13 protein-coding genes are annotated in these 15,117 nt (G+C 70.8%); 2 read left to right on the top strand and 11 right to left on the bottom strand.

Going from position 1 to position 15,117, the window contains the following annotated elements:
* Positions 1-63: 63 nt before the first annotated feature.
* Positions 64-2,643: an aminopeptidase N gene (pepN, locus tag GTY58_RS28275; protein ID WP_037651472.1), complete on the bottom strand. Its 2,580-nt coding sequence runs from the start codon at positions 2,641-2,643 to the stop codon at positions 64-66.
* 152 nt (positions 2,644-2,795) lie between these two features.
* Here pepN and GTY58_RS28280 point away from each other — a divergent pair, with 152 nt between their 5' ends.
* Entirely contained in the window at positions 2,796-3,434 is a 639-nt protein-coding gene (locus GTY58_RS28280) for a DsbA family protein (RefSeq protein ID WP_010986815.1), read from the top strand.
* 29 nt (positions 3,435-3,463) lie between these two features.
* Here GTY58_RS28280 and GTY58_RS28285 read toward each other — a convergent pair whose 3' ends face one another.
* The 9 genes from GTY58_RS28285 to GTY58_RS28325 all read right to left on the bottom strand — a co-directional run bounded on the left by GTY58_RS28285 (position 3,464) and on the right by GTY58_RS28325 (position 12,711).
* Complete coding sequence (locus tag GTY58_RS28285) at positions 3,464-3,697, bottom strand: hypothetical protein (RefSeq protein ID WP_037651474.1); 234 nt, start codon at positions 3,695-3,697, stop codon at positions 3,464-3,466.
* A 167-nt stretch (positions 3,698-3,864) separates the two neighbouring features.
* Complete coding sequence (locus GTY58_RS28290; RefSeq protein WP_010986816.1) at positions 3,865-4,506, bottom strand: superoxide dismutase; 642 nt, start codon at positions 4,504-4,506, stop codon at positions 3,865-3,867.
* 140 nt (positions 4,507-4,646) lie between these two features.
* On the bottom strand, positions 4,647-6,035 hold the full coding sequence (locus tag GTY58_RS28295) for an amino acid permease (RefSeq protein WP_010986817.1): 1,389 nt from the start codon (positions 6,033-6,035) through the stop codon (positions 4,647-4,649).
* 158 nt (positions 6,036-6,193) lie between these two features.
* A complete protein-coding gene (locus GTY58_RS28300; RefSeq protein ID WP_010986818.1) occupies positions 6,194-7,093 on the bottom strand; it encodes a TauD/TfdA family dioxygenase in 900 nt (299 codons plus the stop codon).
* Between the two features lie 14 nt (positions 7,094-7,107).
* Positions 7,108-8,469, bottom strand: coding sequence for an LLM class flavin-dependent oxidoreductase (locus tag GTY58_RS28305; RefSeq protein WP_010986819.1), 1,362 nt, complete (start codon positions 8,467-8,469; stop codon positions 7,108-7,110).
* Positions 8,466-9,218 (bottom strand): ABC transporter ATP-binding protein, encoded by a 753-nt coding sequence (locus tag GTY58_RS28310; RefSeq protein ID WP_010986820.1) that lies wholly within the window; start codon positions 9,216-9,218, stop codon positions 8,466-8,468. Before GTY58_RS28310 ends, GTY58_RS28305 begins: the two co-directional genes overlap by 4 nt.
* Complete coding sequence (locus GTY58_RS28315) at positions 9,194-10,066, bottom strand: ABC transporter permease (protein ID WP_010986821.1); 873 nt, start codon at positions 10,064-10,066, stop codon at positions 9,194-9,196. Before GTY58_RS28315 ends, GTY58_RS28310 begins: the two co-directional genes overlap by 25 nt.
* Positions 10,067-10,071: 5 nt before the next feature.
* The gene (locus tag GTY58_RS28320; RefSeq protein WP_010986822.1) at positions 10,072-11,145 is read right to left on the bottom strand and encodes an ABC transporter substrate-binding protein; all 1,074 of its coding nucleotides are present in this window, start codon (positions 11,143-11,145) and stop codon (positions 10,072-10,074) included.
* A gap of 333 nt (positions 11,146-11,478) precedes the next feature.
* Complete coding sequence (locus tag GTY58_RS28325; RefSeq protein ID WP_010986823.1) at positions 11,479-12,711, bottom strand: ROK family protein; 1,233 nt, start codon at positions 12,709-12,711, stop codon at positions 11,479-11,481.
* Between the two features lie 434 nt (positions 12,712-13,145).
* Here GTY58_RS28325 and GTY58_RS28330 point away from each other — a divergent pair, with 434 nt between their 5' ends.
* Positions 13,146-13,727 carry a biotin transporter BioY gene (locus tag GTY58_RS28330; RefSeq protein ID WP_010986824.1) on the top strand — a complete coding sequence of 194 codons (582 nt, stop codon included), beginning with the start codon at positions 13,146-13,148 and terminating at the stop codon, positions 13,725-13,727.
* Here GTY58_RS28330 and GTY58_RS28335 read toward each other — a convergent pair.
* Entirely contained in the window at positions 13,717-15,045 is a 1,329-nt protein-coding gene (locus GTY58_RS28335) for an FAD-binding oxidoreductase (protein ID WP_037651476.1), read from the bottom strand. The two genes, GTY58_RS28330 and GTY58_RS28335, sit on opposite strands and share 11 nt — an antisense overlap.
* Positions 15,046-15,117: the final 72 nt, after the last annotated feature.

A 15,117-nucleotide genomic window follows, 5' to 3' on the forward strand; every position in this document is an offset into this window, starting at 1 on the left:
TTACGGCTTTGGATGCCTGTATTTCGTAACCGCCGCCCCCAGGCCCCGCATGCCCTGCGCGCCCTACACGGCCGCCGCCCTGTCGCACGCCTGTCCGCGCAGCGTGCGCGCCAGGTCGTCCCGTGCCTCCAGGACCAGTCGGCGCAGCGCCGGTGCGGCACCCTCGTGCGCCGCCAGCCACGCGTCCGTGGCGTCCAGCGTCTCCTGCGAGTCCTGGAGCGCGGGGAACAGGCCCTTCACCACGTCCATCCCGATCTGGATCGAGCGCTCCGTCCACACCCGTTCGATCGCCGCGAAGTACTTCGCCGCGTACGGCGCCAGCAGCTCCCGCTGAGACGGCTGCGTGAACCCGGCGATCGTCGCCTCGACCAGCGCGTTGGACAGCGCGTCCGACTCCACGACCGAGGCCCACGCCTGCGCCTTGACCGCGGCCGAGGGGCGTGCGGCCAGGCAGCGGACCTGGTGGCGCTTGCCGGAGGCCGTGTCGTCGCGGGCCAGTTCGGCGGCCAGGACGCTCTCGTCCGCCGTGCCGTGGGCGGCGAGGGGTTCCAGGAGCGTCCAGCGCAGCTCCTGGTCGACGTCCAGTCCGTCGATCTTCGCCGTGCCCTCCAACAGGCCCTGGAGCAGCTGGAGATCGGCCTCGCTCGACGCCACCGCTGCGAAGAAACGCGCCCAGGTGAGCTGGTGCTGGCTGCCGGGTTCGGCGAGCCGCAGCTCCTTCAGCGCGCCGTCCGCCAGCAGGCGCGCGCCGGTCTCCCGCCACTCCGGTGCCGCGTAGAACGTCAGCGCCGAGTTGGCCCAGGCGTGCAGCATCTGGAGGACGCCGATGTCCGACTCCCGGCCCGCGAAACGGAGTACGAGATCGATGAAGTCCCGCCCCGGCATCAGCGCGTCCCGGGTCAGGTTCCACAGCGCCGACCAGCACAGGGCCCGCGCCAACGGGTCCGTGATGTCGCCGAGATGGGACCTGAGCGTCGCCAGCGACGTCTCGTCGAAGCGGATCTTGCAGTACGTCAGGTCGTCGTCGTTGACCAGGACGAGGTCCGGTGCCGCGCTGCCGGCCAGCTCGCCCACGACCGTACGCGGCCCGAACACGTCCACCTCGGCCCGCGCGTACCGCGTGAGCGCACCCGCCTCGCTGCGGTACAGGCCCACCGCCACCCGGTGCGGGCGCAGTTCGGGGTGGGACTCGGCCGCCTCCTGGAGGACGGACAGCTCCGTGATCCGGCCGTCCGCGCTCAGGATCACCTGCGGGGTGAGGGAGTTGACCCCGGCGGTCTCGAGCCAGGCCCGCGACCAGGTCGCCAGGTCGCGCCCGGAGGTCTCCTCCAGCACCGACAGCAGGTCGCCGAGACGGGTGTTGCCGTACGCGTTGCGCTTGAAGTAGCGGCGGGCGCCCTCCAGGAACGCGTCCCGGCCCACGTACGCCACCAACTGCTTCAGCACGGAGGCACCCTTGGCGTACGTGATGCCGTCGAAGTTGAGCTTGGCGTCCTGGAGGTCGCGGATGTCGGCCGTGATCGGGTGGGTGGACGGCAGCTGGTCGGCTCGGTAGGCCCACGCCTTGCGGCGGTTGGCGAAGGTGATCCAGCCGTCCTTGAAGCGGGTCGCGCCGACCAGCGAGAACGCCCCCATGAAGTCGGCGAAGGACTCCTTGAGCCACAGGTCGTCCCACCACTCCATGGTGACGAGGTCGCCGAACCACATGTGCGCCATCTCGTGCAGGATGACGTTCGCCCGGCCCTCGTACGACGCCTGCGTCACCTTGCCGCGGAAGATGAACTCCTCGCGGAAGGTGACGAGTCCCGGGTTCTCCATCGCGCCGAGGTTGTACTCGGGCACGAACGCCTGGTCGTACTTGCCGAACGGGTACGGGTAGTCGAAGTGGTCGTGGAAGAAGTCCAGCCCCTGCTTGGTCACCAGGAACACGTCGTCGGAGTCGAAGTGGGGGGCCAGGCCCTTGCGGCACATCGCGCCGAGGGGGATCTCCAGCGTCGTACCGTCGTCGAAGGTGCGGGAGTAGGAGTCGGTCACATAGTGGTACGGGCCCGCCACGACCGCCGTGATGTACGTCGAGATCGGCTTGGTCTCGGCGAACCTCCATACGCCGTCGGTCAGTTCACCGACCCCGTTGCTCCACACGACCCAGCCCTCGGGCGCCCGGACCTCGAAGCGGAAGGGGGCCTTGAGGTCCGGCTGCTCGAAGTTGGCGAAGACGCGACGCGAGTCGGCGGGCTCGTACTGCGTGTAGAGGTACACCTCGCCGTCCTCGGGGTCGACGAAGCGGTGCATGCCCTCGCCGGTGCGGGAGTAGGCGCACTGGGCATCGACCACCAGCTCGTTCTCGGCGGCGAGGTCCTCCAGCAGGATCCGGGCGCCGTCGAAGACCTCCCCCGGGTCGAGGTCCCTGCCGTTCAGCGAGACGGCCGTGACGCTCGGCGCGATGAGGTCGGCGAAGCTCGTGGCGCCCGGCTCGGCGCAGCGGAAGCGGATCGTGGTGACCGAGCGGAAGGTGCGCGGCGCGCGCTCGTCGTCCCTGTCCCCGACGGCGGAGCGCAGGTCGAGGGACACGTCGTACCCGTCGACGGACAGCAGTGCGGCCCGCTCCTGGGCCTCGTCGCGGGACAGATTCTCACCGGGCACGGGCGGCACTCCCTCGTGATGACTTGTACGTGGCGTCTTGCGCGGGGCTGAACAGGACCGATCCTGCCATGTGCCCCTGACGCCGGGCATCCGGGAATGGGACGGGCGGCCGGTGGTGTTGCCCCGGGAAAGACCGCCTTCCGAGGAGAGCCATGTCCGAGAAGACCCCTGTCGACTTCTGGTTCGACCCGCTGTGCCCCTGGGCCTGGATGACTTCACGCTGGGTGCTGGAAGTGGAGAAGGTTCGGGACATCGAGGTCCGCTGGCATCTGATGAGCCTCGCGGTGCTCAACGAGCCGAAGCTGGACGAGCTGCCCGAGGAGTACCGCGAGCTGCTGGAGACCAAGGCCTGGGGGCCGGTACGGGTCGTCATAGCGGCCCAGCAGGAGCACGGGGCCAAGGTGCTCGGCGACCTCTACACGGCGCTCGGGACCCGCTTCCACAACCAGGGGGAGGGCCCCACGAAGGAGGCCGTCGCCGCCGCCCTGGACGAGGTCGGCCTGCCGGCGTCGCTCCTCGACCACTGGGACTCCACCCCGTACGAGGCCGAGCTGCGGGCCTCGCACAAGGAGGGCATCGAGAAGGTCGGCCAGGACGTGGGCACGCCGGTCATCGCGGTCCCCGGCGCCGACGGTGAGCAGATCGCCTTCTTCGGCCCGGTCGTCACCCCGGCGCCCAAGGGCGAGGAGGCCGCCAAGCTCTGGGACGGCACGCTCCTCGTCGCCTCGGTCCCGGGCTTCTACGAGATCAAGCGCTCGCGGTCGCAGGGGCCGGACTTCAGCAACCTGTAAGTCCCACCCCCGGGGGTCGGCGGCGCGGTTCACTCAAGCTTGTCAGGGAGCCGTTTCGTGTCCCGGAAGTGCTTCTCGTGCCCGTGCGTACGGAGATTGCGGCAGATCTTCTCGTCGGAGAGCCTGTTGACGCACTTGTAGTAATTGTCCCCGATCGGATTGCCGAGCTGCCCGCGCAGCCACGCCTTCTCGTCCGGGGTCAACGGCTCATGCATCTCCCTGCTGCCGCAGGTCTGGCAGGTCAGGGGCTGTGGATTCGGCATCCCGCCACCATGGCCCGGAGCCGTCCGTACCGGAAGCCCCCCGCGCCCAAGTGCCTCCATACCGGAAAACCCCCGCGAGTCACGTCCTCGCGGGGGTCTTCCTCTTTTCCGCCTGCCCGGTGAACGGTGAGAAGACGATCACGAGCAGGACGTTTCATATATCCCGCTCAGGGGGCGAGCAGCAAGACGTCCGTGCGCGACTTGGCCGCTTCGTAGCGGCGGGCCACGTCCTGCCAGTTGACGACCTGCCACATCGCCTCGATGAAGTCGACCTTCTGGTTCCGGTACTGGAGGTAGAAGGCGTGCTCCCAGGCGTCGAAGACCAGGATCGGCGTGGCGGCCTGGCCCACGTTGCCCTGGTGGTCGTAGACCTGCTCGACGATCAGCCGGCCGCTCAGCGGCTCGTACGCGAGGACGCCCCAGCCGGAGCCCTGCGTCGTCGCCGACGCCTTGGACAGCTGCGTCCTGAACGCGCCGAACGAGCCGAAGGACTCCGTGATCGCGTCCGCCAGGTCGCCCACGCCGTCCGCGGCCAGCGGTTCGCCGCCGCCGGTGCCCGTCATGTTGTGCCAGTAGATCGAGTGCAGGATGTGGCCGGAGAGGTGGAAGGCCAGGTTCTTCTCCAGCCCGTTGACCGAGCCCCACGACTCCTTGTCGCGTGCCTCCGCGAGCTGCTCCAGCGTGTCGTTGGCGCCCTTCACATAGGCCGCGTGGTGCTTGTCGTGGTGCAGCTCGATGATCTCGGGGCTGATCACGGGCGCGAGCGCGGAGTAGTCGTACGGCAGTTCAGGGAGTGTGTAGACGGGCATGCGGGGTCCCCTCCGACCTCTTATTGCAAAGTGCTTGCAAGTGCACGCTAGCAGCAGGAGAGTGGATGTGCGTGCGAGGGCACGCAAAAGGGCCCTCGCACGAACCGTCCTCCGTGCGAGGGCCCTTCAGTGGCTGACCGTCAGGCCCGCGCGCGTGCCCGCTGCCAGGCGTAGCCGACGGCGGCCAGGACCAGCGTCATGGCGCCCGTCGAGTAGAGCTGTACGCGGGTGTCCGGCTGCCGGGCCATCAGGATGAAGATCGCCGCCATGCCCGCCAGGGCCACCCAGGTCAGCACCGGGTACGCCCACATCCGCACGACCAGCTTCTCCGGTGCCTCTCGCTCGACCTTGCGGCGCAGCAGCAGCTGCGAGACCGCGATGAAGATCCAGACGACCAGGATGACCGCGCCGATCATGTTCAGCAGCCAGGGGAAGACGTCGTTCGGCCGCCAGTAGCTGAGGACCACGCACACGAAGCCGAACACGCAGGAGACCAGTACGGCGATCCTCGGGACGCCCCCGGAGACCCGGCCCAGCGCCTTCGGGCCCTGTCCGCGCTCCACCAGCGAGTAGGCGATGCGTGAGGAGCCGTAGATGTTGGCGTTCATCGCCGACAGGAGCGCGACCAGCACGACCACGTTCATCAGCTGACCGGCGCCCGGGATGCCCAGGTGGTCGAGGGCGGCGACGTACGGGCCCTTCTCGACGACCTCCTTCGAGTCCCACGGGACGAGCGTGACGATGACCGCCATGGAGCCGATGTAGAAGAGCGCGATGCGCCACATCGCGGTGCGCACGGCGCGCGCGACGCCCTGGACCGGGTTCTCGGACTCCGCCGCCGCGATCGTCACGGTCTCCAGACCGCCGTACGCGAAGACCGACGCGAGCAGACCGATGACCAGGCCCTCGCTGCCGTTCGGCAGGAAGTCGTGGAGGTTCGAGGCGCCCGGAGAGTCCGTGCCGGGCAGCACTCCGGTCATGGCCAGCACGCCGAGGACCAGGAACAGACTGATCGCGCCGACCTTCAGCGCCGCGAACCAGAACTCGAACTCGCCGAAGTTCTTCACGGCGGCGAGATTGGCCACGCAGAAGACGACCATGAACAGGGCCACCCAGCCCCACTCGGGAGTGCCGGGCAGCCAGCCGGTGACGATCTTCGCGGCGCCGATGCCCTCCAGGCCGACGGCCGTGCACAGCAGCACCCAGAAGGACCAGCCGGCGGTGAAGCCCGCCCAGGGGCCGATCGCCCGCTCGGCGTGCGCCGAGAAGGAGCCCGACGAGGGATAGGCGGCCGACATCTCGCCTAGCATCCGCATCACCAGCATGACGAGCAGGCCGGAGACCGAGTAAGCGATGACGATCGACGGCCCGGCGGCGGCGATACCCGCGCCGGAGCCGACGAACAGGCCCGCGCCGATCACTCCGCCGAGAGCGATCATCGACAGGTGGCGCTGCTTGAGGCCGTGGGACAGGGGGGCGTCGGCAGCGGATGTCTCCGGTGCCGTGTCAAGGGTGGTGCGGGAGGACATGGGCGCGGCTCGTCCAGTCGTGAGATGGGTAAAAACGCCCACAGTCTGGGCAGCCTCTCCGGTCGAACGGAAAGGCTGCCCACGATACGGACGGCGACGACACGGAGCGTGAAGGTCCGGTCACCCCGCGCCCGGCGGCGTCTGCCGCGCGACTTGGGCTACGCCGCGACCGCGACCGGCGTGTAGTGCGAGGCGTCGCCCGCGATCGAGTAGCTCTCCTTGCCCTCGATGCCGACCGGTACGTCGCCGGCGACGGTCACCCGGTTGAGACGGCGCGGCCGGCCGTCGTAGTTGTCGATGGCGTAGTGCTGGGTGATGCGGTTGTCGAACAGGACGAGCTGGTTCGGGGACCAGCGCCAGCGCAGGATGTTCTCCGGCCGGGTGACGTACGACTGGAACAGGTCGAGGAGCTTGCGGGACTCGCCCGTCGACAGGCCGACGATCCGCTGGGCGAAGCCGCCGATGAACAGACCGCGCTCGCCGGTCAGCGGGTGGACGCGGACGACGGGGTGCGCCGTCCGGTAGGTGATGGAGGTGAACTGGGCGCGCTGGCGGGCCTGTTCCTCGTCGACCGCCTCGTCCGGAACCGCGTAGTCGTAGTCATTGGTGTGCTCGGCCCAGAGCGTGTCGGCGAGGGCGCGCAGCGGCTCCGGCAGGTCCCGGTAGGCGGCCGCCGCGTTGGCGATCAGGGTCTCGCCGCCGTACGGCGGGATCGTGATGCTGCGCAGGGTGCTGGCCTGCGGCGGGTTGAGGACGAAGGTGACGTCGGTGTGCCAGTGGTTGGCACGGCCCCGCTCGCTGTCCACGGGCAGCACGTTCGGGGCGCCTTCCACGGCGGGCACGGTGGGGTGGGCGGTGGTGAGCGCGCCGAAGTGGCGGGCGAAGGCCTGCTGGCCCGCGTCGTCCAGGTCGACGTCGTCGAAGACCAGGGCCTTGTGGGCGTTCAGCGCGTCACGCAGGGCGGTGACGGTCTCCTCGTCGAGCGGTTTGCCGATGTCGACGCCGGACACCTGGGCGCCGATGTGGGCGGTGACCTTGCGGATCTCGATGGCGGTCATCTGGGACGGTCCTTTCAGCGGGTGGCGAGTGCGGAGAGTGCGGAGAGTGCGGTGGCGTACTGGTTGGCGGGGCGCGGAAGGCCGTAGCGCTCCCGCAGGGTCCGGCGCGGGCCGTACTCCGTGCGGAGCAGGCCGCGGGCGCGGAGGATCGGCACGACGTGGTCGACGAACAGGCCGAGGCCGGACGGCAGGACGGCGGGCATGATGTTGAAGCCGTCGGCGGCGCCGTGCCGGAACCACTCCTCGATGGCGTCGGCGACCTGCTCGGGCGTGCCGGCGAACGTGAGATGGCCGCGCCCGCCGCCGAGGCGGCCGATCAGCTCGCGGACGGTGAGCCGTTCGCGCCGGGCCAGCTCCACGACCAGGGTGTAGCGGCTCTTGGCCCCCTCGATGGCGCTCTCCGGCGGCAGATCGGCGGGCAGCGGGGCGTCGAGCCGGAGCGTGCCGGGCTCGAGGTGCAGAAGGTGTTCGAGGCGCTCGACACCGTGCTCGTGGACGATGTGGTCCTCCAGGACCTGCTCGTTTCGGCGTGCCTCGGCCTCGGTGGAACCGATCACCGGGACGATGCCGGGCAGGATCTTGACGTGGTCGGGATCGCGGCCGGCCTCCCGCGTCCGGGACTTGAGGTCGGCGTAGAAGTCCTGCGCGTCCTTGAGCGTCTGCTGCGCGGTGAAGACCGCCTCCGCGTACCGGGCCGCGAACCGCTTGCCGTCGTCCGAGGAGCCGGCCTGGACGAGGAGGGGGTAACCCTGCGGTGTGCGGGGCACGTTGAGCGCGCCCTCGACACGGAAGTACGGCCCCTGGTGCCGGGGCGGATGGATCTTGCGGTCGTCCCCCCACACGCCCGCCGCCTTGTCGGCGACGATCAGGTCGTCCTCCCAGCTGTCCCAGAGCTTCAGCGCCACGTCGAGGAACTCGGCGGCACGCTCGTAGCGGGCGGCGTGGGCGGGCTCCTCGTCGAGACCGAAGTTGCGGGCGGCCTCGGCGCCCGCGGTGGTGACGATGTTCCAGCCGGCCCGGCCGCCGCTGAGGTGGTCGAGGGAGGCGAGTCTGCGGGCCAGGTTGTAGGGGGAGTTGTAGGAGGTCGAGGCGGTGGCGATCAGGCCGATGTGCTCGGTGGCGGTGGCCAGGGCGGTGAGCAGGGTGATGGGTTCGAGGGCGCCGGAGGGGCGCTGGCCGACGCGGTTGAAGAGGACCGGACCGTCGGCGAGGAACAGCGAGTCGAAGGTGCCGCGTTCCGCGATACGGGCCAGTTCGACGTAGTGCGCGAGGTCGACGCTCGCGTACGGGTCGCTCTCGGGCAGCCGCCAGGAGGCCTCGTGGTGGCCGGTGTTCATCAGGAACGCGTTCAGGTGGAGCTGGCGCGGGGCGGTCACTGGTGGTCCTCCTGGGCGCCCTGGTGCTCCGTGACACCGAGGGCGGTGAGCAGGCGTTCGCGGTACTCGCCGAGGAGCGGGTCGCGGTAGGAGCGCGGGTGCGGGCGGTCGATGGTCAGGTCGAGGCCGATGCGGCCCCGTTCGAGCACGAGGACGCGGTCGGCGAGCACGATCGCCTCGTCCACGTCATGGGTGACGAGCAGCACGGAGGGCCGGTGGCGTTCCCACAGCTCGCGCAGCAGGGTGTGCATCCGGATCCGGGTGAGCGCGTCCAGGGCGCCGAACGGCTCGTCGGCCAGCAGGAGCTCGGGTTCGCGGACCAGCGAGCGGGCCAGCGCGGCGCGCTGGGCCTCGCCGCCGGACAGCTCGCCCGGCCAGGCCCGTTCGCGTCCGGCGAGGCCCACCTCGGCGAGGGCGGCCCGGCCGCGTTCGGCGGCCTCCTTGCCGTCCGTGCCGAGCAGGACGTTGTCGAGGACGCGGCGCCAGGGCAGCAGCCGGGAGTCCTGGAAGACGACGGACACCCGCTCGGGGGCGGTCAGCTGCCCGCTGCCGGTGACCTCGTGGTCGAGTCCGGCGACGGCGCGCAGCAGGGTGCTCTTGCCGGAGCCGCTGTGGCCGAGCAGCGCCGTGAACTGTCCGGCCGGGAGGTCGAGGTCGATGCCGTCGAGGACCGTACGGTCGGCGAAGGACCGGGTCAGGCCCTGGAGCCGGACGGCAGGACGGGTCAGTTGCTCAGTGTGCGTCGCCATGACAGCACCCTCCGTTCGAAGAGGCGGACCGCGCTGTCGGAGGCCAGGCCGAAGACGCCGTAGATCAGCAGGCCGACGAGGATGATGTCCGTACGGCCGTAGTTCTGGGCCTGGAACATCATGTAGCCGAGGCCGCTGGTGGCGTTGATCTGCTCCAGAACGACCAGCGACAGCCAGGACCCGGTGACCCCGAGCCGGAGACCCACGAAGAATCCGGGCAGGGCGCCGGGGACGACGATCTCGCGGATGAACCGGAGCCTGGACAGCCCCTGGACCTCGGCGAGTTCCACGAAGCGGTGGTCGATCCCGGACAGTGCGGCATGCAGGTTGAGGTAGATCGGGATGTAGACCACGATGGCGATGATCGCGATCTTGAAGGTCTCGCCGATGCCCAGCCAGAGGATGAACAGCGGGATCAGACCGAGGGTCGGGATCGCCCGGTTGAGCTGCACCGTCCCGTCGATCAGCGCCTCGCCGACCCGGCTGAGCCCGGCCGTGAGGGCGAGGAGCACCCCGGCGCTCAGGCCGAGGGCGAAGCCGTATGCGGCGCGTTCCAGCGAGGTCAGTACGTCGGTGGGGAGCGTGCCGGCGCTCCACAGCTGACCTGTGGTGCGGAGCACCGTCCAGGGCGCCGGGATCGCGCCGGGGTCCAGCTGTCCGGCGGCGGAGGCGGCGGCCCACAGGGCGAGGAAGAGGGCGGGGCCGATGAGGCGCGAGGCGGGCAGGCGCTTGCCGGGGGCGAGGGTCCGGCGCCTGATCCGTTGGTCCCGGCGGGACTTCTCGGCGGGCGCGGGGCGGGGTTCGGTGGTGGTGGGCGCCGTGGCTGTCGGCACATCGGTGGTGGTCATGCCGGTCACCTCCGGTATTCCGCCGGCACGGCCTTCGCGGCGATGCCCTCGAAGCGGCGGTCGAAGAGCGAGCCGACCTTGAACGCCTTCACGAAGCCGCCCTCGGCGAGCAGATCGGCGGTCTCCTGCTCCCACGTGACGGCCTCGTCCCAACTCGGCGGGAACAGCGGCTTGTTGGCGAGCTTGGTGATCGACTCGGCCTGGGCGAGGGTCAGGTTCTGCGTCTTGACGTAGAACTCCTTGTTCCACTGGTCGGGGTGCTCGTACGCCCACACCTGGCCCTTGGCCCAGCGCGGGATGTACGCGGCGACCGCGGCCGCCTTCGCGGAGTCGGCCAGCACGGAGGTCGGCGCCCACAGCAGGTTGAGGAGGTCGACGACGTCGGTGGGGATGGTGTGGGCGCCCTTGGAGCCGTACTGCTTGAGGTAGGCCGGGGACTGCTGGTTGGCGAGCGGGGCGATGTCCACCTGGCCGGCCTGGAGGGCGGTGAGGAACTGGTTGCTGGTCAGCGGCACCAGGTCCACTTCGTCGTACTTCAGCCCGGCCTTCTTCAGCGCGCGCAGCAGGACCACACCCTGCGCCTGCCCCTGCGAGAACGCCAGCCGCTTGCCCTTGAACTCCTCGACCGTCCGGATGTCGCTGCCGGGTTTCGTGGCGAAGACGTAATTGGGCTTGCGGGTGATGTTGATCGCGACGATCTTCGCGTCGAATCCCTGGAAGTGCGCCTGGATCGGCGGAATGCCCGCGTTGTTGGCGACGTCCAGCGACTTGGCGCGGAAGGCGTTGATGACATCGGGTCCCGCGCCGATGTTCGCCCAACTGGAGACCGTGAACGGCAGCTTGGACAGGCCCGCGAGCCTGAACTGGGTTTGCTGGACGTTCTGGTACGAGGCGATTTTCAGGCTCGTACCGGACGGGATCTTCGTGGCCAGCGGGGCGGACGGGGATGAGCCCTTGGCGGCGGCGGCACTGCTGTCCGCGCAGCCGCTCAGTCCGGCGGCGGCGGCCGTGGCGCCGAGCAGGGAGGTCAGAAAGAGCCGCCGGTCGACGCCGGGCGTGGACGGGGACAGAGGTGGCATGACAGGACTCCATGAGGTGGCAGGGCAGGAATGCGCGCGCCGAGGTGGCAGGGCAGAAATGCGCGCGGAATTCCGGGCAGGGCGAAGCCGGAAAAGGGGAATGCGGGGGGGGGAAGCGGCACGCGCCGGGGGCGCGGCAGGAAATCGCCTGACGGATCACCAGTAAGTGGCCAGGCGGCCGAGGGGCCGTGTGACCTGGCTGGTCGTCCTGGTCGTCCTGGTCGTCAGTGCGTCAATGTGTCAGCAACAGAGGGTGCGACAGTTCATGAGCGGGCTCATGAATACGATGCTCCTGGCCTGGTGCAATGCCTGTCAACATTCCGAGTTTCTGAATTAAGTCGCCCCCGGTGACACGCCCAGCGGATCTCGGTACAGCACGTCGAGAGCCACCGAACCGCCCGCCACCGCGAGCACCGAATCCGGAAAACTGGTCGGCACGACCGCCGCCGCCCGCTGCGGACCGACCGCCTCGCGCAGCGCCGCCAGGCAGTCCTCCCGGTGGATGATCCCGATCTCGGTGACCACGACGGTGTCCGGATTGAGAATGTCGAGCAGCAGCCCCGCCGCCCGCCCGATCATCCGGGCCCGCTCCACCAGCAGCCGTACGGCCACCGGGTCGCCGCCCGCCGCCGCCTCGACCACACGCACCGGGTTCACGCCGACAGCCAGGCCCGCCGCGCGCGCCCGCCGGCACAGCGCCCGCTCGCTCAGCTCGACCTGGAGGCAGCCGACACGCCCGCAGTCGCACGTCTCCGCACCGCCCCGCAACGGCAGATGGGCGATCGCGCCGGCCTGGGAACGGGGACCGTGGTGCACCTCGTCGTTGGTGGCGAAGGCGGCGTCCACCACATTGCCGACGAACAGGTGCAGCAGGCTCCGGCTGCCGCGGGCCCGCCCGAACAGCCGCTCCGCGCCGACCAGGGCCCGCGCGTGCCCGTCCACCTGGACCGGCAGGCCGGTGTGCGCGCCGAGCACGTCCCGGACGGGGATGTCGCGCCAGCCCAGCAGCGGGTGCTCCACGATGGTCCCGGAGTCCCGGTCCACCCAGCCCCCGGCCGCCACGCCGACACCCAGCGGCGTACGGTCGGCCGCCGCCGAGAGCAGCGCGGCCAGGCCGTCGGCGGCCCGCGCCAGCACCAGGGAGGGCTCGGTCCGGTCGTGTTTCAGACGGCGCTCGGCCACCACCCGGCCGCGCAGATCGAGCAGCGCGACCGTGGTGTACGGCACCGCCACATGCACCCCGCCGACGACGAACCGCGAGTCGTCCAGGTCGACGGGGACGTGCGGACGCCCGACCCCGCCCGACCGCCGGGGCACGGACGCCTCATGGAGCAGGCCGAGTTCGGCGAACCGGGCGCAGTAGTCGGTCACCGACGCGGGGGAGAGCCCGGTCAGCCGGGCGACGGTGCTGCGGGCGACCGGCCCGTGCTCGAGCACGGACCGCAGGACCGCGCTGGCGCTGGTCCTGCGGCGCGCGCTGTCGGCGGCCCGCAGAACGGTCGTAGGGGGCTGAGGGGGCTGAGGGGGCTGAGGGGGCAGGAGAGTGGGTGCCGCGGTACGGGGCATGGAGATCTTCCTCGGGAGCCGGTCCGACACTGCGCTGTTTCGGTCAGCGAGCCGGATCCGTTTCCTGGTGGTCTCCGCCCCGCCTCAGCGGCGACAGGTGGCCGTGCCCTGGCGTCGCAGGTCGACATAGCGACGCGACGCGAAGTTCTCTGCCTGGGGGACCATGGCTCGAAGAGTAGGCCCTGCCTGGCGGATCCGGCCAGGGGGCCCGCCCGGTTTGGTGGGACCCTACAGTCCCCGCCCCGGTCGCCGACGTGCGGAGAATCGATCCACCTCAGTGACCGGCGTCACCTCGTCGCAGGTGTATGTCGCATCCTTTGTGTGAAGCCCACCAAGAGTGCGATCTCCGCTTTGTGGACGGCTGACGGTGATCGGCCGCGGACCCCTGGGATAGCGTCACCGTGTCCTTCAGTGCCCACACCCGCGGAGTCCCCATGAGCACGGCTGTCGCCAGCGCCCCCCGTTCCGGCCAGGTTCTCGCCGATCTGCTGCCTGCCTCCCGCGTCCGCGATGCCGCGCTCGTCCTGGGTGGCGCCGCGCTCACCGGGCTCGCCGCGCAGATCTCGCTGCCCGTGCCCGGCTCTCCGGTGCCGGTGACCGGCCAGACCTTCGCCGCCCTCCTCGTCGGCACCGCGCTCGGCGCCGGCCGCGGTTTCCTCTCGCTCGCCGTGTACGCGCTGGTCGGCATGGCCGGTGTGCCGTGGTTCGCCGGCGGCGGCTCCGGCGCCGCGGCCCCGTCCTTCGGCTACATCCTCGGCATGCTCCTGGCCGCCACCGTCGTGGGCGCGCTGGCCCGCCGCGGCGCCGACCGCTCCGTGCTGCGCACGGCGGGCGCGATGCTGCTCGGCGAGGCGATCATCTACGCGATCGGCGTCCCGTACCTGGCCTTCGCCACCGGGATGTCCCTGACCGCCGCGATCGCGGCCGGTCTGACCCCGTTCCTGATCGGCGACGCGCTCAAGGCCGCGCTGGCGATGGGCGTGCTGCCCACCGCCTGGAAGTTCCTCAACCGGTGAGGTTGTAGTTCCTGCGGAAGAGGTTCGCCGGGTCGTGTTCCGACTTCAACCCGGCGAGCCTCTTCCGCGTTTCGGGGTCGTACAGGCCTTCCGTACGGTCCCCGGCCCCGAAGGCGAAGTTCAGCGCCCGCCCGATCGTCCACGGCGCGAGCCGGGCAAGGGCCGGGTCGAGGAGTTCGCGGGCCGTGTCCCGGTCGGCCATGGCGAGCAGCCGCACCAGGAAACGCCCGTCGCGGTGCGGTACGGAGTTCGGTGCCCGGCGCGCCAGCGCCCCGCCCAGATGGTTGATCTGTACGACGCTCATCACGGGGGCGTCCGCTGCGGCCAGGGCCGGCACCGAGGCCGCCGCCTCGACGTCCAGCTCGCTCAGCACCGCGCTGTCCCCGTAGTACGTGTGCGGGAAGTCCGGGTCGCTGTGGATGGTGTGGCTCTCGGCGTACGGCATCACCCGGAGGGAGTCCGCGAGCACCGGGCCGGTCTCCCGCAGCGGGGCGACGAGCCGCTCGCCGTCGCTGCCGGTGTACGCGACGCGTACGGAGAGAACGTGCCGGCCGCGCAGGTGCGGCGGCAGCCCCGGCAGGTCCGGGTAGGGGACGGCGGCGAAGGACGAGGTCAGCCCGTCGGGCACGGTCCGCGTCCAGCGCTCGTACGCGCGCAGCACGGCCGCCGGGTCCACCTCGCGCCCGTCGAAGGCGAGCGAGCCGCCGTACAGCCTGGCCACCGGGACGAGGCCGATCTCCAGCTCGGTGACGACGCCGAAGTTGTGGCCGCCGCCGAGCAGGGCCCAGTACAGGCCGGGATCCGACTCCCGGGTCACCTGGCGCAGTTGCCCGTCCGCGGTGACGACGTCCAGCGCGCGCACATGGTCGGCCGCGTACCCGAACTCCCGCGCCAGGATGCCGAGTCCGCCGCCCAGCGTGTACGACACGGCGCCGACGCCCGGCGCGGAGCCGTTGAGCGGGGCGAGCCCGTAGGGCTGGGCGGCCGCCACGACCTGGCCCCAGCGGACGCCCGCCTGGACGCGGGCGGTGCGGGACACGGGGTCGACGCTCACCCGGTCCATGCGCTTCGTCGTGATGAGTACGCCGCCCTCGGCGCCGCCCGGCAGGCCGTGTCCGGTGGCCTGGACGCCGACCGGCAGGTCCTCGGCCGCCGCGTACGCCACGGCGGCGGCCACGTCGGCGGCCGAGGCGGCGGCGAAGACCACGGTGGGACGCTGGGTGAATCCGGTCTGGAAACCGGCGAGTTCCTCCTCGAAGCCGGGGTCCGCGGGCCGGAGGGCGAGAGGTTCGGTGGTGTCTGCGGTGTTCGAGTCCATGAGCGCATCGTGGCCACATAACCTGACACTCACCGTCAGCCTTTTGAGTCGAAGAGGAGGGCTGGGGCGCTC

This window comes from Streptomyces sp. SID5469 (assembly GCF_009862865.1).
In the GTDB taxonomy this organism is placed as follows: Bacteria; Actinomycetota; Actinomycetes; order Streptomycetales; family Streptomycetaceae; genus Streptomyces; species Streptomyces avermitilis.

What these genes read in the sequence shown, in the direction of transcription:
- GTY58_RS28290 (WP_010986816.1), bottom strand. Translation starts at nt 4,506, where the DNA reads ATGCCCGTCTACACACTCCCTGAACTGCCGTACGACTACTCCGCGCTC.
- GTY58_RS28295 (WP_010986817.1), bottom strand. Translation starts at nt 6,035, where the DNA reads ATGTCCTCCCGCACCACCCTTGACACGGCACCGGAGACATCCGCTGCC.
- GTY58_RS28310 (WP_010986820.1), bottom strand. Translation starts at nt 9,218, where the DNA reads ATGGCGACGCACACTGAGCAACTGACCCGTCCTGCCGTCCGGCTCCAG.
- GTY58_RS28300 (WP_010986818.1), bottom strand. Translation starts at nt 7,093, where the DNA reads ATGACCGCCATCGAGATCCGCAAGGTCACCGCCCACATCGGCGCCCAG.
- GTY58_RS28280 (WP_010986815.1), top strand. Translation starts at nt 2,796, where the DNA reads ATGTCCGAGAAGACCCCTGTCGACTTCTGGTTCGACCCGCTGTGCCCC.
- GTY58_RS28315 (WP_010986821.1), bottom strand. Translation starts at nt 10,066, where the DNA reads ATGACCACCACCGATGTGCCGACAGCCACGGCGCCCACCACCACCGAA.
- GTY58_RS28335 (WP_037651476.1), bottom strand. Translation starts at nt 15,045, where the DNA reads ATGGACTCGAACACCGCAGACACCACCGAACCTCTCGCCCTCCGGCCC.
- GTY58_RS28330 (WP_010986824.1), top strand. Translation starts at nt 13,146, where the DNA reads ATGAGCACGGCTGTCGCCAGCGCCCCCCGTTCCGGCCAGGTTCTCGCC.
- GTY58_RS28325 (WP_010986823.1), bottom strand. Translation starts at nt 12,711, where the DNA reads ATGCCCCGTACCGCGGCACCCACTCTCCTGCCCCCTCAGCCCCCTCAG.
- GTY58_RS28320 (WP_010986822.1), bottom strand. Translation starts at nt 11,145, where the DNA reads ATGCCACCTCTGTCCCCGTCCACGCCCGGCGTCGACCGGCGGCTCTTT.
- GTY58_RS28285 (WP_037651474.1), bottom strand. Translation starts at nt 3,697, where the DNA reads ATGCCGAATCCACAGCCCCTGACCTGCCAGACCTGCGGCAGCAGGGAG.